Annotated in this window: 19 protein-coding genes; 17 read left to right on the top strand and 2 right to left on the bottom strand. The window is 41.9% G+C overall.

Annotated elements, in window-relative coordinates:
• Positions 1–2 precede the first annotated feature (2 nt).
• Both glnD and map read right to left on the bottom strand, forming a co-directional pair.
• A complete protein-coding gene (gene glnD / locus AN944_RS02940; RefSeq protein WP_055023090.1) occupies positions 3–2,582 on the bottom strand; it encodes a bifunctional uridylyltransferase/uridylyl-removing protein GlnD in 2,580 nt (859 codons plus the stop codon).
• 24 nt (positions 2,583–2,606) lie between these two features.
• A complete protein-coding gene (map, locus tag AN944_RS02935) occupies positions 2,607–3,398 on the bottom strand; it encodes a type I methionyl aminopeptidase (protein ID WP_055023089.1) in 792 nt (263 codons plus the stop codon).
• 336 nt (positions 3,399–3,734) lie between these two features.
• On the opposite strand from map, the gene rpsB reads away from it, so the two are divergent.
• The 17 genes from rpsB to tilS all read left to right on the top strand — a co-directional run bounded on the left by rpsB (position 3,735) and on the right by tilS (position 23,695).
• A complete protein-coding gene (gene rpsB, locus AN944_RS02930) occupies positions 3,735–4,463 on the top strand; it encodes a 30S ribosomal protein S2 (protein ID WP_055023088.1) in 729 nt (242 codons plus the stop codon).
• Between the two features lie 117 nt (positions 4,464–4,580).
• Complete coding sequence (tsf, locus tag AN944_RS02925) at positions 4,581–5,432, top strand: translation elongation factor Ts (RefSeq protein ID WP_055023087.1); 852 nt, start codon at positions 4,581–4,583, stop codon at positions 5,430–5,432.
• Positions 5,433–5,499: 67 nt separating this feature from the next.
• A complete protein-coding gene (pyrH, locus tag AN944_RS02920; protein ID WP_055023086.1) occupies positions 5,500–6,228 on the top strand; it encodes a UMP kinase in 729 nt (242 codons plus the stop codon).
• 127 nt (positions 6,229–6,355) lie between these two features.
• Entirely contained in the window at positions 6,356–6,913 is a 558-nt protein-coding gene (frr, locus tag AN944_RS02915) for a ribosome recycling factor (RefSeq protein ID WP_055023085.1), read from the top strand.
• 83 nt (positions 6,914–6,996) lie between these two features.
• Entirely contained in the window at positions 6,997–7,821 is an 825-nt protein-coding gene (locus tag AN944_RS02910) for an isoprenyl transferase (RefSeq protein ID WP_055023084.1), read from the top strand.
• Between the two features lie 21 nt (positions 7,822–7,842).
• On the top strand, positions 7,843–8,700 hold the full coding sequence (locus tag AN944_RS02905; protein ID WP_055023083.1) for a phosphatidate cytidylyltransferase: 858 nt from the start codon (positions 7,843–7,845) through the stop codon (positions 8,698–8,700).
• A gap of 6 nt (positions 8,701–8,706) precedes the next feature.
• The gene (ispC, locus tag AN944_RS02900; RefSeq protein WP_055023082.1) at positions 8,707–9,897 is read left to right on the top strand and encodes a 1-deoxy-D-xylulose-5-phosphate reductoisomerase; all 1,191 of its coding nucleotides are present in this window, start codon (positions 8,707–8,709) and stop codon (positions 9,895–9,897) included.
• A gap of 14 nt (positions 9,898–9,911) precedes the next feature.
• Positions 9,912–11,273, top strand: a complete 1,362-nt coding sequence (rseP, locus tag AN944_RS02895) for a sigma E protease regulator RseP (protein WP_055023081.1) — start codon at positions 9,912–9,914, stop codon at positions 11,271–11,273.
• Positions 11,274–11,303: 30 nt separating this feature from the next.
• Positions 11,304–13,787, top strand: a complete 2,484-nt coding sequence (bamA, locus tag AN944_RS02890) for an outer membrane protein assembly factor BamA (RefSeq protein WP_055023080.1) — start codon at positions 11,304–11,306, stop codon at positions 13,785–13,787.
• Positions 13,788–13,843: 56 nt separating this feature from the next.
• Positions 13,844–14,341 (top strand): OmpH family outer membrane protein, encoded by a 498-nt coding sequence (locus AN944_RS02885; protein WP_055023079.1) that lies wholly within the window; start codon positions 13,844–13,846, stop codon positions 14,339–14,341.
• Positions 14,341–15,360 (top strand): UDP-3-O-(3-hydroxymyristoyl)glucosamine N-acyltransferase, encoded by a 1,020-nt coding sequence (gene lpxD / locus AN944_RS02880; protein WP_055023078.1) that lies wholly within the window; start codon positions 14,341–14,343, stop codon positions 15,358–15,360. The genes AN944_RS02885 and lpxD overlap by 1 nt, the downstream gene beginning before the upstream one ends.
• A gap of 37 nt (positions 15,361–15,397) precedes the next feature.
• Positions 15,398–15,859, top strand: coding sequence for a 3-hydroxyacyl-ACP dehydratase FabZ (gene fabZ / locus AN944_RS02875; RefSeq protein ID WP_055023077.1), 462 nt, complete (start codon positions 15,398–15,400; stop codon positions 15,857–15,859).
• Complete coding sequence (gene lpxA, locus AN944_RS02870; protein WP_055023076.1) at positions 15,856–16,626, top strand: acyl-ACP--UDP-N-acetylglucosamine O-acyltransferase; 771 nt, start codon at positions 15,856–15,858, stop codon at positions 16,624–16,626. Before fabZ ends, lpxA begins: the two co-directional genes overlap by 4 nt.
• A gap of 8 nt (positions 16,627–16,634) precedes the next feature.
• Entirely contained in the window at positions 16,635–17,804 is a 1,170-nt protein-coding gene (lpxB, locus tag AN944_RS02865) for a lipid-A-disaccharide synthase (protein ID WP_055023075.1), read from the top strand.
• Positions 17,801–18,430, top strand: coding sequence for a ribonuclease HII (gene rnhB / locus AN944_RS02860; RefSeq protein ID WP_055023074.1), 630 nt, complete (start codon positions 17,801–17,803; stop codon positions 18,428–18,430). Before lpxB ends, rnhB begins: the two co-directional genes overlap by 4 nt.
• A gap of 214 nt (positions 18,431–18,644) precedes the next feature.
• Positions 18,645–22,118 carry a DNA polymerase III subunit alpha gene (dnaE, locus tag AN944_RS02855; RefSeq protein ID WP_055023073.1) on the top strand — a complete coding sequence of 1,158 codons (3,474 nt, stop codon included), beginning with the start codon at positions 18,645–18,647 and terminating at the stop codon, positions 22,116–22,118.
• An 83-nt stretch (positions 22,119–22,201) separates the two neighbouring features.
• Entirely contained in the window at positions 22,202–23,695 is a 1,494-nt protein-coding gene (gene tilS, locus AN944_RS02850) for a tRNA lysidine(34) synthetase TilS (protein WP_082419866.1), read from the top strand.
• The last annotated feature ends 143 nt before the right edge of the window (positions 23,696–23,838 follow it).

The raw sequence follows: 23,838 nt of genomic DNA, 5'->3' as shown, positions 1-23,838 counted from the left end.
GTTTATTGATGTAAAGGTTGAGAAAGCGCTCCTGAAAGCGCTTCGGATAATTGTGTTTGTTGTTCTTCATTTAACGCTTGTCCATCTGAAGTTTGCAGAATGAAGAAGTCTTCAGCTCGTTCGCCAATAGTGGTGATTTTAGCTGATAATAACGTGGTATCGCAGCGATATAATACATCACCGACTTTGGCCAGTAATCCCGGGCTATCCAATGCAATAAGCTCCATCATACTTGTATCATGCTTTGCACCTGGCAAGAAACTCACTTGTGTACGAACGTTAAAAGGTTTCATGATACGGGCCATTTTCCTAAATTTAGGTGGTTTAGGTTTTTGGCTCGCTAATGCTTTTTCAAGCGACTTTTTAATCGATTGAATTCGCGAGAGCTGAGTGATGGGTTCGCCATCTTGCTCTAAGATAACAAAGGTATCTAGGGCGTAATCATCATTTGATGTCATGACATTTGCATCATGAACATTAATATTTTTATTGTCTAATACTGTCATCACCGTGGCGAATAACTTTGGCTTGTCTTTAGCATAAACAAATAGCTCGCTGCCGCCACGAGTCGTATGCTTTGAAATAAGCACTAATGGCTTTTGCTTGTCATGCTTGAGCAAGGCTTCTGTGTGCCACGAGACTTGATTAGGCTGATGGCGTAAAAAGTAATCGTCTTTAAAGCGCAGCCACAGCTCGTTGATGCTTTTTTGTTTAAGGCCACGTCTAAGTAGTTCTTTTTGCGCTTTTTGTTGGATTTCTAATACGCGATCAGCAACATCAATAGGTTTCTCTTTACCGCGCGACAGCACCCTTTGAGTTGAAAAATATAAGTCTCGCAGTAATGAACCTTTCCAGTTATTCCATGCTTTGTGATTAGTCGCGCATATGTCTGCCACAGTTAGACAGTACAAATAACTGAGATGCACGGCATCTTGCACTCTATCAGCAAAAGTGGCGACAACATCAGGATCAGAAATATCACGACGCTGCGCTGTTACCGACATCACCAAGTGATTTTCGACCAACCAAGCCACGAGCCGTCCGTCATGATCGCTTAATCCATGTAACTTACAAAAATCAAGTGCATCAGTCGCGCCGAGTTTACTGTGGTCTCCGCCACGGCCTTTAGCGATATCATGAAAGATTGCGCCTAGCACCAATAACCCTTTTTTTGGTAATTGGTTGATCAAAATCGCCCCGAGTGGAAACTCATCTTTCTGATCTGCTTGGGCAAATCGGTCGATATTCAGCAGCAATCGATGTGTATGTTCATCAACAGTGTATGCATGGAACAAATCAAACTGCATTTGGCCTTCAATTTTGCGCCACGCAGGTAAGTAAGAAGATAAAATCCCATGCTTATGCATTAATGACAAGGCGGCAATTCCACGAGGATGCTTTAATATTGCCATGAAATACTTGCGGCATTCAGGATTATCTTGCAAAGGACCTGTGAGTTTACGCCTTGCTTGCCTTAAAAGGCGCAACGTCGGGGCGTATATTCGTTGAATATTAGAGTTACGTGCCACTTGTAAAAAGAGATTAAGAATTTGTTCTGGCTGGTTTTCAAATACACTTTCATCCAAAACTTCAATATAACGGCCGCGGCGCTGAAATTGATTATTGATAGGGTATATCGTTAATGACGTCGTTTGATTAAGTGTTGCCCGTTTAAACAATTGCAACAGCATTTCATTCAGCTCCATCACACGTCTAACCGTGCGATAGTAACGCTTCATCATTTGCTCAACAGCCAGTTGAGTGGCATCTTCATAACCCATTGCTGTCGCTACTTGGCGTTGTAAATCAAATAGCAGCCTGTTTTCATTTCTACCCGACGTCATATGTAGAGCAAAGCGTAGTTGCCATAAAAAATCACGACATTCGAGCAGCTCAGTTAATTCAACAGGAGTTAGGAAATCATGCTCAACTAAATCTTGTAATGAGGCGGCATCAAAATGACGCATCGCTACCCAAGCAATGGTTTGAATATCTCTTAAACCGCCAGGGCAAGATTTGATGTTAGGTTCTAAATCAAAAGCGTTGGCTTTTTCGTGGCGCAGATCTTGTTCTTCTTTTTTGCCTAAAAAGAATGTTTGCGAAGGCCAGAAGTCAGGCTGGCGGATAGCATCGTATAATTCGTCGTATAAACCGCTATCACCCATTAATAACCTTGCTTCCAACAGATTGGTGGCAATAGTGATGTCTTGAGCACCTTGAGAAAGTGTATCTGCAATAGTGCGAACACTATGGCCAATTTCTAACCCAGAGTCCCACAGGTAAGTGATGAACTGACTAATGGCATCTTTGGCTTGCTGACTGGTTTCATCAGATTGGGATAGCAGTAATAGGTCGATATCTGAATGCGGATGCAGTTCTCCTCGTCCATAACCGCCCACAGCGATTAAGCAAATAGATGCTTGGTCTAAACCAAACTTTTGCCAGCTGTCGAGTAAAAGAGCATCAACAAATTGGCAGCGCTGCTGAACTAAGTCCGTAATTGGCTGTTTAGCAGTAAATTGCTCCAATAAGCGCTGGTTGAATTCGATGAGGGTGTTTTTTGCTACCAGCGCTGTGTTCATTGATGTCCTTATTGAGTGTTTAAGTTATATCGTTCTTGGGAAGTCTTCTTCGCCACGTAAGGTTAATACCTCAACACCAGTTTCTGTAACGAGTAAGGTATGTTCCCATTGAGCTGATTTTTTACCATCTGACGTGGTGACTGTCCAGTTATCTTCTTTATCTAAAACAGTTGTATAACGTCCTGCATTAATCATTGGCTCAATTGTGAAACACATGCCGGCTTTTAATACAGTATTGTCATTGTTTTTGTAGTGAACCACTTGAGGTTCTTCATGGAAGCCTTCACCAATTCCATGACCACAATAATCTTGCACAATTGAGTATTTGTCCAAGCCTGATTTACTTGCTTTGATGAATTTTTCTATTGCAGTACCAATTTCACCTAATTTAACACCAGGGCGTACTTTTTTAATCGCAAGATATAAGCTTTCTTGAGCGATACGAGCAAGACGTCTGTCTTTCGGGCTAACATCGCCAATTAAAAACATTTTTGATGTGTCACCATGGAAACCATCTTTAATGACAGTGATATCGATATTTAGAATGTCGCCATTCTTGAGTTGGTAACCGCTTGGAATGCCATGACAAACGACTTCATTGACTGAAGTACAAATTGATTTGGGGAAACCATGGTAATTTAATGGTGCTGAAATCGCGCCATGTTCTTCGGTGTATTTAGCGCAGATATCATTGAGTTCATCTGTGGTCACACCGACCTTGACGTGAGGTGCAATCATTTCCAGTACTTCTGCTGCTAATTTACCCGCAGCACGCATTTTTTCGATTTGTTCTGCTGTCTTGATGACTATGCTCATGAATATTCTCTTACCCTTGTATCGGTCAAAAAAGGCGTAAATAAATTTGTCAAAATTTGTGCTTTTTACCCAGTTATGGTATAAAGCGCGCCGTTATGTTTAAGTCTTAATGAACGAGTCATTTGAATTAAGTATAAATACTTTCTTCACTTACTGCTTCACTAAGCGTAAAATATGGCGGCCATTATACATGTTATAGATGGCAATTTAACTAAATACTAAATCACACACGTATCGACACATTCTTCGGGGTGCTCTTAGTGCGCTATTTTAGCAAGCAAGAGTCGAAGGTATGGGATTCGTGGAGGTCTAACCCCCCAAATTAAGGTATATAAAATGACTACTGTTTCAATGCGCGACATGCTTCAAGCTGGTGTTCACTTCGGTCACCAAACTCGTTACTGGAATCCTAAGATGAAGCCTTTCATCTTCGGTGCACGTAATGGTGTTCACATCATCAACCTTGAGCACACTGTGCCAATGTTCAACGAAGCATTAGCGTTCATTAGCAACGTTGCTTCTAAAAAAGGTAAAATCCTTTTTGTTGGTACTAAGCGCGCTGCTGGCGAAGCTATCAAAGAAGCTGCAATCTCTTGTGACCAGTACTACGTTGATCACCGCTGGTTAGGCGGTATGTTAACTAACTGGAAAACTGTTCGTCAGTCAATCAAGCGTCTTAAAGAGCTAGAAAGCCAGTCAGTTGACGGTACTTTCGACAAGCTTACTAAGAAAGAAGCGTTAATGCGTACTCGCGAGCTAGAGAAGTTAGAAAAATCTTTAGGCGGTATCAAAAACATGGGCGGTTTACCTGACGTATTATTCGTTATCGGTGCTGACCATGAGCATATTGCTATTAAAGAAGCTAACAACCTAGGTATCCCAGTTGTTGCTGTTGTTGATACTAACTCTGCTCCAGACGGCGTTAACTACATCGTTCCTGGTAACGATGATGCTATGCGTTCTATCCGTTTGTACACTACTTCTGTTGCTGCAGCTGCTAACTCAGGCCGCGGTCAAGATTTAGCTGTTCAAGCTGAGCAAGACGGTTTCGTAGAAACTGTTTAATAAGGTGTGATGGTTACCATCCCCCTTATGTACCAATAGTTAATTGGTGAACAGGGGCCTTATGGGCCCCTGTTTTTAAATGCAATATTAGACGAATTTAAAATAGAGGATTTAACAATGGCAATTACTGCTGCCCAAGTTAAAGAACTTCGTGACCGCACTGGCGCTGGCATGATGGATTGTAAGAAAGCACTAACTGAAACTAACGGTGATATCGAGCTAGCTATCGATAACATGCGTAAAAGTGGTGCTGCTAAGGCTGCTAAAAAAGCAGGTAACATCGCTGCTGAAGGTACTATCCTTATTCAAGCAGGTGAAGGTTACACAGCTTTATTAGAAGTTAACTGTCAAACTGACTTCGTTGCTAAAGATGCAAACTTCTTAGCATTCGCTAACGAAGTATTAGCTGTTGCAGCTGCTTCTAAAGTAACTATTGAAGATCTTAAAGCACAATTCGAAGAAACTCGTGTTGCGCTAGTAGCTAAAATCGGTGAGAACATCAATGTTCGTCGTGTTGAATACATCGATGGTGCTTCTCAATCTTCTTACCGTCACGGCGACCGTATCGGCGTTGTTGTTTCTGGTGAAGCTGACGAAGAAACATTAAAGCACATTGCAATGCATGTTGCTGCTTCTAAGCCTGAATTCGTTAACCCAACTGACGTTCCAGCTGATGTTGTTGCTCGTGAGCAAGCACTTCAAGTTGAAATCGCGATGAACGAAGGTAAGCCTCAAGAAATCGCTGAGAAAATGGTTATCGGTCGCATGAAGAAGTTTACTGGTGAGATCTCTCTTACTGGCCAAGCTTACATCATGGAGCCAAAGAAAACTGTTGGCGACATTCTGAAAGAGAAAGGCGCTACTGTTTCTAACTTCATCCGTTTAGAAGTTGGTGAAGGCATCGAGAAGAAAGAAGAAGATTTCGCTGCAGAAGTTGCTGCACAAATTGCTGCTACTAAAAAAGCATAAGTAATTATCTCTTCATCCCCTAAAGCCGCAGCAACCGCTGCGGTTTTGTTATAATCAGGAAAAAATTATGAGCACCAATCCAAAACCTGCATTTAGACGCGTTCTTTTAAAACTAAGCGGCGAAGCGTTAATGGGCGAAGAAGGCTTCGGCATTGACCCTAAAGTTTTAGACCGTATGGCTCAAGAAGTGAAAGAGTTGGTTGAGTTAGGTATTCAAGTTGGTGTTGTTATTGGTGGTGGTAATCTATTCCGTGGTGAAGGCTTAGCGCAAGCTGGAATGAATCGTGTTGTCGGTGACCATATGGGGATGCTTGCAACTGTGATGAACGGCCTAGCGATGCGTGATGCACTGCACCGTGCCTATGTCAACGCACGTTTAATGTCTGCAATTCCTTTAAAAGGTGTTTGTGATGACTATAACTGGGCAGAGGCAATTAGTTTATTAAAATCTGGCCGAGTTGTTATTTTTGCAGCTGGTACAGGTAACCCATTTTGTACAACTGATTCAGCAGCCTGTTTACGCGGTATCGAAATTGAAGCAGAAGTTGTACTTAAAGGCACAAAAGTTGATGGTGTTTATTCTGCTGATCCAATGAAAGATCCTGACGCAGTTAAATATGATACTTTGACCTATGACGAAGTATTAGAAAATGAATTCAAGGTAATGGACTTAGCGGCATTTACGTTAGCCCGTGACCACGATATGCCTATTTTAGTTTTCAACATGAATAAACCGGGTGCTTTACGCCGTGTTATCATGGGTGAAGATGAAGGTACGCATATTAAAACGAAATAATCTCATAAAGGTTATTTGTTTAAACTAAATGTATACCAATGAGCGAATATCGACATAGCAACGACTATGTGCCATTCTCAGATTATCGCTTAAGTAATAAGTATTTGTGACCAAAAGGATATTTATCGTGATTGATACAATTAAAGAAGATGCTCAAGAGCGCATGACAAAATGTGTTGAAGCTACTAAAAACCAAATGGCTAAGGTACGTACTGGTCGTGCTCACCCAAGCCTACTTGATTCAATTCAAGTGTCATATTACGGTGCAATGACACCACTTAAGCAAGTGGCAAACATTGGTATTGAAGATTCTCGCACATTAAATGTAACTGTTTTTGATGCCACTATGGTTCAAGCTGTTGAGAAAGCGATCATGAGTTCAGACTTAGGTCTAAACCCAATGACTGCTGGTAACGCAATGCGTATTCCATTACCTGCACTGACTGAAGAACGTCGTAAAGACTTCATCAAAGTCGTACGTGGCGAAGCTGAAAATGGTCGTGTTGCAGTACGTAATGTACGTCGTGATGCTATCAGTGAAGTTAAAAAGCTTGAGAAAGCCAAAGAGTGTACTGAAGATGACGTTCGCCGTAGCGAAGATGAAATCCAAAAGTTCACTGATGCAAGCATCAAGAATATTGATGGAATTTTAGCTGCTAAAGAAAAAGAATTGATGGAAGTCTAATTCTCAACCTAGCAAAGCTAGAGTTAAAGCGCCGTGTAAGGTTATACTACACGGCGTTTGTCTATTTGAAAGGGTTGTAATAGATGTCATCCACTGTTGGATATGAGCCAGAAACAAAGTCGAGTGCTGATATTGCGTCATCAGAACAATTGCCAGGGCAATTATCTGAAGCAGTAAAGCAGTCGCTACCTAAGCATGTCGCTATTATTATGGACGGTAATGGCCGCTGGGCTCAGCAGCAAGGAAAACCAAGGGTGTTTGGTCATAAGGCTGGTGTAAAAGCTGTACGCCGAGCTGTGAGTGTCGCGAGCCAACTAGGCATTGAGTCACTGACCTTATTTGCATTTTCAAGTGAAAACTGGCGCAGGCCAGATAAAGAAGTCAGTTTACTAATGGAGTTGTTTTTCTCAGTATTACAAAGAGAAATTAAACTACTGCATAATAACCATGTAAGATTAAATATCATTGGTGATACCAGTCGTTTTTCTGCACGTTTACAAAAACAGATTGAAAAAGCACAACAACACACTGCAGAAAATACCGGATTAGTGCTTAATGTTGCAGCTAACTACGGTGGCCGTTGGGATATTTTACAAGCAGCTCAAAAGCTTGCAGATAAAGTTGCCCAAGGCGAGATTGAGTCAAGTGAATTGACAGAAGAGTCGTTAAATCAACAACTGTGTATGAGTGAACAGCACGAAGTAGATTTAATGATACGAACTGGCGGTGATTACCGTATCAGTAATTTTATTTTATGGCAGGCTGCATATGCAGAATTGGTCTTTACTGAGACTTTGTGGCCAGACTTCAACGAGCAAGCTTTTAAAGATGCACTTGCCGTTTTTGCCAGTAGGCAGCGTCGATTTGGTTTGACTGGCAGTCAAATTGAAGAAATACGAGCTGTATAAAAAATTTAAGAGGCTTTTGCTTTGTTAAAACAACGAATTATGACTGTACTATGGCTCCTTCCATTAGTGATAGGTGCCATTTTCTTTTTACCAGCAGAATATTTTGCTTGGGCACTCGTGCCTGTTTTTATGATTGGAGCAAAAGAGTGGGGGAGTTTTATTGACCCACAATGTACAGTCACTCAATGGACGTTTACCGTCACGGTTTCGTTAATTCTTATTGCACTTAATATATTTGTTCCAGTTGAGGCATTATGGCTGAAAGGCCAAGTTCATCCTATCTTTTTAGCCGTCATTTCAATTGGCCTTTTTTGGTGGGTAATTAGCACCTTGTTAGTGTTTACTTATCCTAAAAGTGGCAGCATTTGGCAAGCCAGTCCGATGTTAAAATCAATGTTTGGACAGTTAACGTTAATTCCCTGTTTTGTCTCACTTATCACCCTCAAGTCAATCAGTGCTAATGTTGATCCTTACTTTGGTGGTACTTTAGTCTTTTTAGTCATGCTAATTGTTTGGGCAGCTGATACAGGAGCTTATTTTGCTGGTCGTTCATTAGGCAAGCATAAATTGATGCCGAAAGTGAGCCCTAATAAGACTTTAGAAGGCCTTGGTGGTGGTTTAGTTGCGACTATGGCGGTTGTGGCAGGTGTTATGTATTACTCACCAGAACAAGAGCTTGGGCTTGTCATTGCGGTTACCTTAATTACGGCAATAGCTTCAGCATTTGGTGACCTGTCTGAAAGTATGTTTAAACGAGCAGCTAATATAAAAGACTCAGGAAAAATCTTACCGGGTCACGGTGGTGTATTAGATAGAATGGACAGTCTGACTGCAGCATTACCTGTTTTTACTTTCATTTATCTCGCATTCTGGATTTAATCAACCATGCAAAATATGGTCATCCTTGGAGCCACGGGCTCTATCGGAAGCAGTACGCTAAGTGTTATCGAGCATAATCCAGAGCAATACTGCGTTTATGGTTTAGTTGCCAATGCCAGTGTAGAAAAGATGCTTCAATTGTGTCTGAAGCATAAACCTCGTGTCGCGCATATGGTGGATTCAACTGCGGCGCAAGCGCTTAAAGAAGCGATACCAGCGAACCTCAATATTGATGTCACCACAGGCGCCGATGAACTTGAAAGTCTTGTTACAGCCACTCAAGTAGATACCGTGATGGCAGCAATTGTTGGCGCAGCGGGGTTAATGTCAACTTACGCTGCGGTTAAAGCGGGCAAAAGGGTGCTATTAGCTAATAAAGAGTCACTGGTGATGTCTGGTGAACTTTTTATGAAGGCTGCCCGTGAAAATAATGCGACGCTACTGCCAGTCGATAGTGAGCATAACGCAATTTTTCAATGCCTCCCTGCCGATATTCAAGCAAATCTCGGAACCTGTGATTTAACGGCATCTGGTATTTCCCATATCTTATTAACGGGTTCTGGTGGACCATTTCTGACTTCAGATATTGCCGCTTTAAGTGCAATGACACCAACACAAGCATGTAATCATCCTAATTGGTCTATGGGACCTAAGATTTCTGTTGATTCAGCCACCATGATGAATAAAGGGCTCGAATTTATTGAAGCGCGCTGGCTTTTTAATACCAATAAAGAGCAATTGAAAGTGGTGATTCACCCTCAAAGCGTGATTCACTCCATGGTGCAATACAAAGATGGTTCAGTGATTGCACAAATGGGTAACCCTGATATGCGCACTCCTATTGCGCATTGTATGTCTTTTCCAGAAAGAATTTACGCTGGAGTTGAACCTTTGGATTTTTTCAAAGTCCGAGAATTAAGCTTTTGTGAACCTGACTACCAACGTTTCCCTTGTTTAGCTCTTGCGATGAAAGCATGTGAACAAGGTCAAGAGGCTACAACTGTACTCAATGCAGCAAACGAAATTGCTGTTGATGCTTTTTTAAATGAAAAGATTAAGTTTACTGATATCGCTCGTGTTAATGAGTCCTGTTTAGAACGGGTATCACATTCAGCATTAGGTACGATTGAAGATATTATGGCGTTAGACGGGCAAGCTCGTATAATCGCAAAAGAAGCAATCAAATCGATTAACTAGTTCGTAGGAGAACAATGTTAGATTTTTTATGGAACCTGGGGTCATTTATTGTCGCACTGGGTATTTTGATTACTGCACATGAATACGGACATTTTTGGGTTGCACGTCGTTGTGGCATCAAAGTAGAACGTTTTTCTATTGGTTTTGGTAAAGCCATTTGGCGTAAAGTGGGTCAAGATGGCACTGAGTATGTCGTTGCCATGATCCCTTTAGGTGGTTACGTCAAAATGCTCGATGAGCGAGTTGAGGATGTGCCTGAAGAGTTAAAAGATCAGGCATTTAATCGTAAAACCGTTTGGCAACGGATTGCGGTTGTGTCCGCAGGACCGATTGCAAACTTTTTATTTGCTATTGTGGCACTTTATTTAATGTATCTTATTGGGGTCCCTTCACTAAAACCTGTTATTGATACAACAAGAGCAAATACTCCAGCCGCTCAAATTGAGCTAAAAGAACCGATGCAAATTGTGGCAGTTTCTGGCCAGAAAGTTAGAAACTGGGAGGAAGTTAACCTTGCTTTAGTTGGCCATATTGGCGGTAAAGAACTGGACATTAGCTTAGTTCCTTTATCTTCGACAACAACATCGGAAAAAACTTACACACTAGATATCCGTGATTGGCAATTTGATCCAGACAAAGAGTCACCTATTGGGGCTATGGGTCTAGGAATATATCGCCCAGGAATTAAGCCTGTGATTGCGCTTGTAACCAACGGTAGTGCTGCCGAAATCGCTGGTTTACAGTTGGGTGACGAAATACTCAAGGTAAATGGTCAACCTTATCAAGATTGGAATGATTTTGTTGATGTGATACAAACGTCTGCAAACAAAGACGTTAACCTGACCATCGCACGTAACAATAAGCAATTAACTATCATTGTCACTCCGCAAGCACAAACAAATGCAAACGGAGAAACCATTGGCATTGTTGGTGTAAGCCCAACTCAAATTGATTGGCCTGAAAGTATGCGCTTCCAGCTTGAGTATGGCATAGTAGATTCCTTTGCTGCAGCTGCAGATAAAACCTGGCAACTGGTTGTTGTCAGCTTTAAGATGATTGGAAAATTATTTACCGGCGATGTGTCGGTGAAAAACCTGAGTGGACCTATATCAATAGCTCAAGGTGCTGGCACCAGCGCAGACTATGGATTAGTGTATTTTCTTGGGTTTATCGCACTCATCAGTGTGAACTTAGGGATTATTAATTTAATGCCTTTGCCAGTACTCGATGGGGGACACTTGCTGTATTACTTTATCGAAGTGATTACGGGTAAGCCTGTACCAGAAAAGGTTCAGGACATAGGATTCAGGTTTGGTGCAGTTATGCTGCTGTTGTTGATGAGCATTGCCATCTTCAATGATTTTTCCAGACTCTGAGCAGGGAACACAAATAATTAGAAGTGCTCTATGAGATTTAATAAACTTTTTGCCTCGATGATTTTAGTCGGTGCGTCATTTTCAGGCAATGGTGTGGCTGATACTTTCCAACCATTTGAAGTGACCGACATCCAGATTGATGGTTTACAGCGAGTTGCACTTGGTGCCGCCTTGCTTAGTCTCCCCGTTAAAGTGGGCGATACTGTAGATCAAATTAAATTACAGCAAGCGATTAAAAGCTTGTACGCCTCAACTAACTTTGAAACGATTAACGTTGCTCATGAAGATGGGGTGTTAATCGTTACAGTCAAAGAGCGTGCGACAATTAGTGCCGTGACCTTTGAAGGTAATAAAGACATTAAAGATGAGCAGCTTCAAGAAAGTTTAGATGGCTCAGGTATTAAAATAGGTGAGTCTCTCGATAGAACCATGTTATCGGGGATTGAAAAAGGCTTACAAGACTTCTACTACGGTGTCGGTAAATATGGCGCAAAAGTAGAAGCTGAAGTCATTAACTTACCACGTAACCGTGTTGAGCTGAAGTTTAACTTCACTGAAGGTCTTGCGGCTGAAATTCGCCAAATCAACGTGGTTGGTAACAGCGTGTTCTCAGATGCAGAATTGATCGGTTTATTAGAGCTTAAAGACTATGTTGCTTGGTGGGATTTATTCGGCGAACGTCGATACCAAAAGCAAAAACTACAAGCAGATTTAGAAACGGTAAAAACCTACTATCATAACCAAGGTTACATTCGTTTTGAGGTGACTTCGACACAAGTTGCGATGACACCTGACAGAAAAGGATTGTATATCACCATCAATGTTGATGAAGGTGAGAAGTATCAGGTTTCTGAAGTTAACTTAACCGGTGAGCTAATGGGCCGTGAAAAGTTAATGAAAGCGATTTTGCCGATTAAAGAAGGTGATACTTACAACGGTGGCGATGTTACGTTCACCGAAGAAATGTACAGCAAATACCTTGGCCGATTTGGTTATGCTTATCCAGAAGTGAAAACCTACCCTGAAATTGATGACGAATCTAAAGAAGTTGCGCTAAACATCAATGTTAACCCTGGTAAACGTGTCTACGTTCGCTCGGTTAATTTCACTGGTAATACAGTGACAAAAGATGAAGTAATGCGTCGTGAATTACGTCAAATGGAAGGTGCATGGTTAAACTCTGCACAAGTTGAACAATCAAAAGCACGTCTTAACCGTCTAGGTTACTTTGAGACCGTTGATACAGAGACTGTTCAGGTGCCTGGAAGTGATGATCTTGTCGATGTCGCATTTAACGTTAAAGAGCAACCATCGGGCTCATTTAACGCTGGTGTTGGTTACGGTACTGAATCTGGTCTGAGCCTTCAGTTTGGTGTTCAGCAAAGTAACTTCTTAGGTACAGGTAACCAAGCTGGCGTCAGCTTAAACACCAACAAATACTCTAAGAATGTAAACTTCTCTTACACTGACCCATACTTTACTAAAGATGGCGTGAGTTTAGGTGGTAGCATTTATTGGAATGAGTTTGATGCGAACGAGGCTAACCTTGAGCGCTATAAAAACAAATCTTATGGTATTGCATTAAATTCAGGTTTCCCGATTAACGAATACAACCGTTTAAACGGTGGTATTGGTTACCGTCATAACCAAATTTCAGAAATTTCTGCTTATGAACAAGCATTACGTTTCTATAATGTTTATCGTGAGTCAGATGATCCTAATGCTGATTTAAGTTTTGATAACTTTGAGCTTAATGGTGGTTGGAGCCGCAGTACATTAAACCGTGGTACTTTCCCAACCGACGGTTCATCACAGCGCTTTAGCGCTAAAGCGACCATTCCAGGTTCTGATTTACAGTATTTTAAGACAGATTTGGATACTAACTTCTATTTCCCATTAACTCGTAATCATAGCTTTGTATTATTGACCCGTGCACGTTTGGGTTATGCTAATGGTTATGGCCAGTTTAATGATAATGACCAAATTCTTCCTTTCTGGGAAAACTACTATTCAGGTGGTAGTAGCTCATTACGTGGTTTCCAGTCAAACTCTGTTGGTCCACGTTCATTCTATTTATACCGTGGTAGCGAACCATGTTCTCCAGATCCTTCTGGTGACAGCTGTTCATTACCGGGTGAGCCAAATAGAGTACAAGTGAGCTCAGGAAGATCGATTGGTGGTAACGCAATTGCGACTGCCAGTATGGAAATGATTGTGCCGACTCCATTCTTGGATGAAGCTTATTCAAATTCAGTACGTACCAGCTTCTTCGTTGATGCAGGTAACGTATGGGATACCGAGTTCGATTATGACTCGTATAGATATCTTCCAGCCGATGAGTTTGATAAATTGGAAGATTATAGTGACCCAAGCAGAATACGTGCCTCTTGGGGTATGAGTGTTCAGTGGCTATCGCCGATGGGACCTATGGTGTTTAGCTTGGCTTGGCCGATTAAAGAATACGAAGATGATGAAACTGAGATCTTTTCGTTCAATATTGGCAAAACGTTCTAAAACAAATACACTCGGCAAGTTTTGCTGATAATAACAAGGAGTCTATTTTGAAAAAGATGGTAAATCGCGCGTTAGTAACAATGGCATTTTTAAGTGCACCTATGATGGCACATGCTGAGAAAATTGCTGTGGTTGATATGGGCGAAGTGTTTGAGCAACTACCTCAACGTGAACAAATTTCACAATCACTAAAAACTGAATTTGGTGACCGTGTTGCTGAAGTACAAAAAATGCAAGAAGAAATGCGTACTATGGTTGAGAAGCAGCAACGTGATGGCGCGTTGATGAGCGACAGCCAAAAGACAGATCTTGTACGTCAAATGGAGTCGTTAAAATCTGACTTCCAACTAAAAGGCAAAGCACTTGATGAAGATATGCGTCGTCGTCAAGGTGAAGAGCAAAACAAGCTTTTAGTTAAAGTACAAGAAGCAATCAACACTATTGCACAGAAAGAGTCTTATGACATCGTTCTTCAACGTGGTGCTGTAATCTTTGTAAAGCCAGAAGCTGATATCAGCGACAAAGTTGTTCAAGCGTTAAGTAAAGGCAACTAATGAAAACTGTGACTTTAAAAGAGCTTGGTCAGCTGTTGGGCGCAACGATTTTGGGTGATGATTCTCTGGAAATAACCGGAGTTGCGACCCTTGAAGATGCTGCTTCAGATCAACTTTCTTTTTTAGCCAATAGTAAGTACCGTGCACAGCTTGAATCTTCTCAAGCTGGTGCGGTGTTATTGAGTGAAAAAGATGCCGAAGATTACTCTGGTAATGCTTTGGTTTTAAAAGATCCTTACGTAGGATTTGCACGCGTAGCGCAATTACTTGATACCACCCCGAAAGTGGCAACAGGTATTCATCCCTCAGCAGTTATTCATGCTTCTGCCCAATTAGGTGAGAATGTTGCTATTGCGGCGAATGTCGTGATTGATGCCAATGTGATTATTGGCAATGATGTGCAAATCGGTGCTGGAAGCGTTGTCGCAAAGCAATCAATTATTGGTTCTGGCACATGTTTGAAGGCAAATGTCACCTTCTATCATGACGTGATAGTGGGACAAAATTGTATCTTTCATTCTGGTTGTGTCATTGGCTCTGACGGTTTTGGCTATGCCAATGAGCGCGGTAACTGGATTAAAATTCCACAAACCGGTGGCGTGAGAATTGGTGATAATGTCGAAATCGGAGCTGGTACTACAGTTGACCGTGGCGCATTGTCACACACTGAAATTCACGATGGCGTTATCATCGATAACCAAGTCCAAATCGCCCACAATTGTGTTGTAGGCCAAAATACAGCAATTGCAGGGACATCTTTCTTAGCCGGTAGCTCAACTTTGGGCAAATATTGTATTGTTGGCGGCGGAAGTGGAATTGCAGGTCACCTTAAAGTGGCGGATGGCACACATATTTCAGGCAGTACCAATGTAACAAGCGAAATTCGTAAGCCTGGTCTGTATTCATCTGCTACAATTGCAATGGATAATAAGAGCTGGCGACGTAATACGGTTCGTTTCCGCCATTTAGATGAATTGTTCAATCGTGTGAAAGAGATTGAGAAAAGAATAAAAGATTAGCAGTAAATGGCGTTAACGCCATTTCGAGGAATTACGTGTGGCAAACCAATTGAATACAATGGATATTGAAGAAATTCTTCAATATCTTCCTCATCGTTACCCATTTTTACTTGTCGATCGTGTTTTAGATTACACCGTTGGTGAATCATTACATGCGATCAAAAACGTGACGTTTAACGAACCTTTCTTCCAAGGCCATTTTCCTGTTAAACCTGTCATGCCCGGCGTGTTAATTATTGAAGCAATGGCACAGGCTACTGGCTTACTTGCATTTAAAACCATGAGCCCAGATCCTTCTCCTGATGTGCTATACCTACTTGCTGGTGTTGATAAAGCCCGTTTTAAACGTGTTGTTTCACCAGGGGATCAATTACATTTTCACGTTAAAATGATTAAAGAGCGCCGAGGGATTGGTGTATTTGAAGGACAGGCATTTGTTGATGGTGAACTAGCTTGTTCAGCCGAAATAATGTGTGCACGCAGAGAGATTAACAAGTGATTGATAAGTTAGCATTCGTACATCCCGATGCAAAAATTGGTAACAACGTTACCATTGGTCCTTGGAGTTATATCGGCGCTGATGTTGAAATCGGCGATGATACTTGGATTAGTTCCCATGTGGTTATTAAAGGCCCAAGCGTCATAGGTAAGGGTAATCGCTTCTTTCAATTTTCATCTATTGGTGAAGAATGTCAGGACAAAAAATACGCAGGTGAGCCAACGACATTAATCATGGGCGACAACAATATTGTTCGTGAAAATGTCACCATTCATCGTGGCACGATTCAAGACAATAGTGAAACGCGTATTGGTTCGAACAATTTATTGATGGCTTACGTGCACATTGCTCATGATTGCGTATTAGGCGATAACATCATTATGGCTAACAATGCGTCAATTGCTGGTCATGTACACGTCGGTGACTGGGCAATTTTAGGCGGCATGACAGGCGTACATCAATTTGTTCATATTGGTGCCCATGCGTTTACTGCAGGTTCTTCTACTATCTTCCAAGATGTGCCGCCATTTGTGATGGCTGCAGGTAGCCCAGCAATCCCTCGTGGGTTAAATGTTGAAGGTCTTAAGCGCCGTGGTTTCACTAAAGAAACTCAACATGCTATTCGCCGTACGTATAAATCGTTGTACCGTAAAAACCTGACAATTGAAGAAGCATTAGCTGAAATTACAGCCGATGCTGAATCAGATGAACATGTAAAAGGGATGGTTGAGTTTATTAATGGCTCATCTCGCGGGATCATTCGATAGAAGATAACATGACAAATAATACCCCTCGTATATTTGCAATGGTCGCCGGAGAACTCTCCGGCGATATTTTAGGTGCAGGATTAATAAAGTCACTGCAAAAACAATACCCTGATGCACGATTTATCGGTATTGGTGGGCCACAAATGGAAGCGCTCGGTTTTGAGAGTTACTTTTCATTTGAAGAGCTTGCTGTCATGGGGATTGTTGAAGTCCTCGCGCGATTACCACGACTGCTAAAAGTACGCGCGACGTTAATCAAAAATATTTGTGCTGAAAAACCTGATTGTTTTATTGGCATAGATGCACCCGATTTTAATATTGGTCTTGAGCTTAAACTCAAAGCACAAGGGATTAAAACCGTTCACTATGTCAGTCCATCTGTATGGGCTTGGCGTCCAAAACGTATTTTTAAAATTGCAAAAGCAACCAACATGGTGCTGTCATTACTGCCGTTTGAAAAAGCATTTTATGACAAGCATCAGGTACCTTGTACTTTTGTTGGTCACACTTTAGCTGATGATATTCCCATGGAAAGCGACAAGCTTGCAGCCCGTGAGCAGCTTGGCTTAGATCCGCAAGCGGAATATTTAGCGATTTTGCCTGGTTCACGAGGTGGCGAACTCAAGCAACTTGCCGAACCATTTATCAAAGCTGCAGTCATTATTAAGCAAACCTATCCAGATATTAAATTTGTGACGCCTTTGGTTAATCAAGCTCGCCGTGAACAGTTTATAACGGCACTTAAACAGTTTGCGCCAGATCTTGAAATCGAATTGGTTGAAGGACAATCTCGTGCTGTGATGGCGGCATCAGATGCCATATTGTTAGCATCCGGTACAGCGGCGTTAGAAGCCATGCTTGTTAAGCGTCCGATGGTGATGTCATATCGTGTTAATGCGATGACATACGCCTTGGCAAAGCGACTGATGTTGGTCGAGCACTATTCTTTACCAAATTTATTAGCGGGTCGTGCGTTAATCCCTGAAATTGTTCAAGATGAATGTAACGAGAAGAATATTTCTGCAGCTGTGATTGAACAGCTAAATCGTGACTTTACGCCATTGAAAGCTGAGTTTGAGCAAATCCATGAAACCCTTCGCTGCAACGCCAGCGATCGAGCTGCAGACGCTGTTATCGAATTAATAAGCCACTCTCCACTGCAAGAAGTGAAATCATGAGCAGAATACCGACAGTCATTAAAGGGATTACACCTGAGCAAGTTGCGTATATCACTCGTGGTGTTGTTGCTGGTGTAGATGAAGTTGGCCGCGGTCCTTTAGTAGGGGATGTGGTGACTGCCGCTGTTATTCTTGATCCTAATCAGCCGATAGCGGGGTTAAATGATTCTAAAAAACTATCAGAAAAGCGTCGAGAGTTATTGTTTAACGAGATAACAGATAAAGCCTTAGCCATTAGTGTTGGTAGAGCAACGCCAACCGAAATTGATGATATCAATATTCTGCACGCCACTATGTTAGCAATGCAGCGAGCTGTTGCTGGATTATCCATTCAACCAGAAAAGGTTTTAGTCGATGGTAATCGTACCCCTGATTTTGGTATTCAAAGCCATGCGATTATAAAAGGTGACGGATTAGTAGCAGCGATTAGCGCAGCGTCAATTATCGCTAAAGTCACTCGCGATCGTGAAATGGATGCATTAGATGCCAGATATCCTCAATATGGATTTGCTAATCACAAAGGTTATCCAACAAAAGCTCACTTCGAAGCATTAGAAGCACACGGCGTACTACCTGAGCATCGCAAAAGTTTTAAGCCTGTGATGGCTATTCTTAATCAGTCATGATGAGCGATGACTTTTAGTTCATTATTTTTACCTCATTATTTTTAGATTATTATTTGTTACGAAGCCCTGTAATTTCAACTTACGAGGTCAGGGCTGAACCGTTGACTTTCCGCTTAGATTGATATTAATTTCGCTATTATAAATTGGCGTAGTTTGCTAATCTGGTCAGCGGTTTTTTCCTTTTAATCATGCATTTCAAAGATACTCATATTCTATGTCCGATCCTCGTTTCGTCCATCTCCGTGTTCACAGTGATTTTTCCATGTCTGATGGCGTGGCAAAAGTTAAACCTATTCTGGCGAAAGCCTCAGAACTTGGTATGGGAGCATTAGCAATTACTGACCAGAATAACTTTTGTGGTCTAGTAAAATTCTATGGCGGTTGTCATGGCGCGGGAATAAAACCGATTATCGGCGCTGACTTTTGGATGAAAGTGCCAGGTTTTGCGGATGAATACTGTGCTATTACCATTATCGCCTTAGACAATCACGGTTATCAAAGCTTAACTCAATTAATCAGTGAAGCGTATTTACGTGGCCAGCTTAACGGCAGAGTGGTCATCGATCAGGAATGGTTAGTTAAATTTAATCAAGGCATCTTGCTGATTTCAGGTGCTAAAGATGGCGATATTGGTAAAGCGCTATTGAAAGGTAACATGGCGCAAGTTGAAGAGCTGGTGTCATTCTATAAAACCCACTTCCATGACCGTTACTTTTTAGAGTTGATCAGAACGGGCAGACCGGATGAAGAACGTTATCTTCATATGGCTGTTAAACTGGCTTCAGAAAATGAATTACCTGTTGTTGCAACTAACCAAGTGGTGTTTTTAAAAGCCGACGACTTTGAGTCTCACGAAATTCGGGTTGCGATTCATGACGGCTTTACGTTAGCCGATCCTCGTAGACCTAAAAAATACAGTGAACAACAATATCTCCGAACCGAAGATGAAATGTGTGATTTGTTTGCTGATATTCCATCTGCATTATCAAACAGTGTTGAAATTGCCAAACGCTGTAATGTCACGATTCGTTTAAATGAATATTTCTTACCTAATTTCCCAACAGGCGATTTGACCATTGAAGACTTTTTGGTTGAAGTGTCTGAAAAAGGTCTGGAAGAGCGTTTAGAGTTTTTATTCCCTGACGAGCAAGAGCGTAAAGAGAAACGTCCTGAGTATGATGAACGTCTCGATGTTGAACTAAAAGTGATTAACCAAATGGGGTTCCCTGGTTACTTCTTGATCGTAATGGAGTTCATTCAATGGGGGAAAGATAATGGCATACCTGTTGGACCGGGACGTGGCTCTGGTGCCGGTTCTTTAGTGGCTTATGCGCTTAAAATTACTGACTTAGATCCATTAGAATACGATTTGTTATTTGAACGTTTCTTGAACCCTGAACGTGTATCCATGCCCGATTTCGACGTTGACTTCTGTATGGATCGCCGTGATGAGGTAATTGACCACGTTGCCGATTTATATGGCCGTGATGCAGTATCTCAAATTATTACCTTCGGTACGATGGCGGCAAAAGCGGTAGTACGAGATGTTGGGCGGGTGTTAGGTCATCCTTATGGTTTTGTTGAACGGCTTACCAAAATGATCCCAGCCGAGCCTGGCATGACACTGGCTAAAGCGTTCGAAGTCGAGCCGTCACTGCCAGAAGCTTATAATAGCGATGAAGATGTCAAAGAGCTTATTGATATGTGTCGCCGCCTTGAAGGTGTGACCCGAAACGCGGGTAAACATGCTGGTGGTGTTGTAATTTCACCGACAGTCATCACTGACTTCTCACCACTATATTGTGATGCAGAAGGCTTAAACCCAGTGACTCAGTTTGATAAAAATGATGTTGAAACGGCTGGCTTAGTTAAATTCGATTTCTTGGGATTAAGAACCCTAACTATTATCGACTGGGCTTTGCAGATGATTAACCCTCGCTTAGAAAAAGCAGGGGAAGAACCTGTCAGAATTGAATCCATTAGCTTGACTGACCCTAAATCATTTAGATTATTGCAGCGTTATGAAACCACGGCGGTATTCCAGTTGGAGTCTCGTGGTATGAAAGACTTGATTAAACGTCTGCAACCCGATTGTTTTGAAGACATGATTGCATTAGTGGCGTTATTCCGCCCAGGACCTTTGCAGTCCGGCATGGTAGACAACTTTATTGAGCGTAAGCATGGCCGTGAAGAAGTCTCATATCCTGATGCAGAGTATCAACATGAGTCGTTAAAAGACCTACTAGAGCCGACATACGGTATTATTTTATACCAAGAACAGGTTATGCAAATTGCGCAGGTATTGGCTGGATATACCTTAGGTGGCGCGGACATGCTTCGTCGTGCTATGGGTAAGAAAAAACCTGAAGAAATGGCTAAGCAACGGGGTACTTTCGAAGCTGGCGCAATTAAGAATGGCGTTGATGGGCCATTGTCGATGAAAATTTTCGACTTGGTAGAAAAGTTCGCGGGCTACGGTTTCAACAAATCTCACTCGGCTGCTTATGCGCTTGTTTCTTATCAAACCTTGTGGCTAAAAACCCATTATCCTGCAGAGTTTATGGCAGCAGTAATGTCCGCTGATATGGATAACACTGATAAAATTGTGATTTTGGTTGATGAGTGCGAGCGTATGGGCTTGCCAATTATTCCACCTGATGTGAATAAGGGATTGTTCAAGTTTACTGTCGATGACGACTTAAACATTGTTTATGGGATTGGCGCGATTAAAGGGGTGGGTGATGGCCCTGTAGAATCGATTTTAAATGCGCGTAAAGATGGCCCATTTACCGATTTGTTTGATTTCTGTGCTCGTATCGATCTTAAAAAGCTAAATAAGCGGGTGATTGAAAAGTTAATTTGCGCAGGAGCACTCGATAACTTAGGTCCACATCGTGCGGCCATGATGGCGACCTTACCTGAAGCGATTTTAGCTGCTGCTCAACATGCGAAAGCTGAAGCAATTGGCCAGAATGATATGTTTGGCTTACTTAATTCTGAGCCAGAAGATAACAAACAAAGCTTTGTCGAATGTCCTACATGGCCTGACAAAGTTTGGCTTGAAGGCGAGCGTGACACATTAGGTTTATACCTTACTGGTCACCCAATTAATCAGTATTTAAAAGAGTTAAGACAATACACTTCTGGACGATTGAAAGACGTTCACCCAACTGATCGCGGTAAAACCGTTAAAGCTGCAGGGTTAGTTATTGCCACTCGAGTGATGATCACCAAGCGAGGCTCAAAAATGGGCTTGGTCACTCTTGATGATAAAAGTGCGCGATTAGAAGTCATGTTGTTTACTGAGGCATTTGAGAAATTTAATCATCTTTTAGAAAAAGATCGTATTTTGATTTGTGAAGGTGAAGTGAGCTTTGATGACTTTGCTGGCGGTAACCGAATGACTGCACGCAATATTATCGAAATCGGTGAGGCGAGAAGTCACTTTGCTAATGCGGTAGAAATTAATGTTACTGCTGAGGATATTAACCCTGAGTGGCTGGAAAAATTTGAACAAGCGCTTTCGCCTTGGAAAAATGGTAGCGTACCAGTAGTGATTAATTATCAGCAGCGTGAAGCCGCAGGGCAATTACGTTTAGGGGATGAGTGGCGTGTTAATCCTACCGATGAGCTGATGTTAGCAATTGAAAGCTTGGTCGGCTCGAGTAACGTTAAGATTGTTTTTTAGTGTTAACTCTGCGTAACTTTGTCGTGTTAAGTGCGCTGAGTAACGCACTGGATTAATCATAGTATGTTAAAAGGGACAAGCTGATGAAAATCATTAATATCTGTGAAGCGATTAAGCAGCACACATCAGCTTTGTTACCGATTAACAGCCCAGCTGGTGCTGTTAATGCTGCTCATCATTCACCGAATAAAATTGTGCTGGCATACAGCGGCGGGGTTGATTCTGAGTGTCTTTGTTACGGCTTGAGCCAGTTTGCCCAGCAAAACCCGCATATTTCATGTTTATTGGTCCATGTGCATCATGGTTTAAGCCCAAATGCAGATGAGTGGGCGCAGCACTGTGTATCACAAGCGAGTCAATATCAACTCCCTATTCAAGTAGAGCATGTCTCATTGACTAAAACATCTCGGACGAGTCTTGAAGCAATCGCCCGAGATGCTCGCTATCAAGTTTTTAAAAAGTACCTTAATCCTGGTGATATTCTCTTAACGGCCCATCATCAAGATGATCAGCTTGAAACGTTATTACTAGCGTTAAAACGTGGTCAAGGCCCGAAGGGATTGGCAGCTATGGGGAGCATTCAAGCATTTCATCAACAAAGTTGGGTCATTAGACCTTTACTGGGCTTTTCTCGTAGTGACATTGAGGCATTTGCAATCGATAAGTCATTAATTCATATCGAAGATGAGAGTAACTTAGACACCCAGTATGATCGAAATTTTCTGCGTCAAGATATCATTCCTAGACTAAAGCAACGTTGGCCGAGTATTGCTGCAACAGCATCTCGCAGCGCGCAGCTTTGTGCGCAGCAGCAATCTATCGTTGACGCTGAAGTGACTCAGCGACTTCCTGAATTCATTACATACTCTCCGAGTTTTAGTTTATCAGGCCCTGGTTTAGCGCTATTAACATTCAAAGAACAATCAAGTGAATGGCAAAACTTGCTGTTACGCGGTTTTATTTTAGCTCAAGGCTACAAATTACCGTCTCAGTCGCAGCTTGAGCAAATTGTGAGTCAACTATTGTACGCTGCTAATGATGCTAACGTAGATGTCCAGTGTGCTGGATATTCGATTAAACGTTTTGCTGGATGTGCCTATGTTGTACCCAAGATCAGTAAAAAGGACTTAGAGGAATCACAGAGCATTGATGCTGAGTTGCTGACTAATGCGATTCAGCGGTTAGACATGCGAACTGAAGAGGTTTGTACTGTTGAGTTATCCAGTCTATCTATTAATAATTTAGAAGGTGAGCAATCACCCCAACCTTTACATGTTTCAGTGGGAGCGAGTACTCAAGGAGCGCGACTATCGATAACGGATTTAACCTCGGTTAGCATTGCCTTTACAGCGAAAGGGAGTACCCGCTGTCAACCCCACTTTAGGGATAAAGGACGAGAGCTTAAAAAGATATGGCAAGAACTTGCCGTTCCGCCTTGGATGAGGGATAGAGTAGCTTTGGTTTTTTATGGCGAAGTGTTAGTTGCCGCGATTGGCTTGTGGGTCGATAAACGCTACTTAGCTAAAGCTGATGAAATCGGTTTACTATTAAACTATAAAATGCAGACATCAGATTAACGTTTACAAACAGTTACTGCATTTCTTCAAGGTAACTTAGTATAAAACGGCAATCTTTTTACTCACTAAGAACGCTCAACGTTAAAGTGATTCGCTAATATAGCTGAACACTCACAATTATCTTTGTGATTTATTATCAATAA

Source organism: Shewanella sp. P1-14-1, assembly GCF_001401775.1.
GTDB lineage: Bacteria > Pseudomonadota > Gammaproteobacteria > Enterobacterales > Shewanellaceae > Shewanella > Shewanella japonica.
The sequence above is the reverse complement of the archived record's forward strand: the minus strand, read 5'-3'. Positions and strand labels throughout refer to the sequence as shown.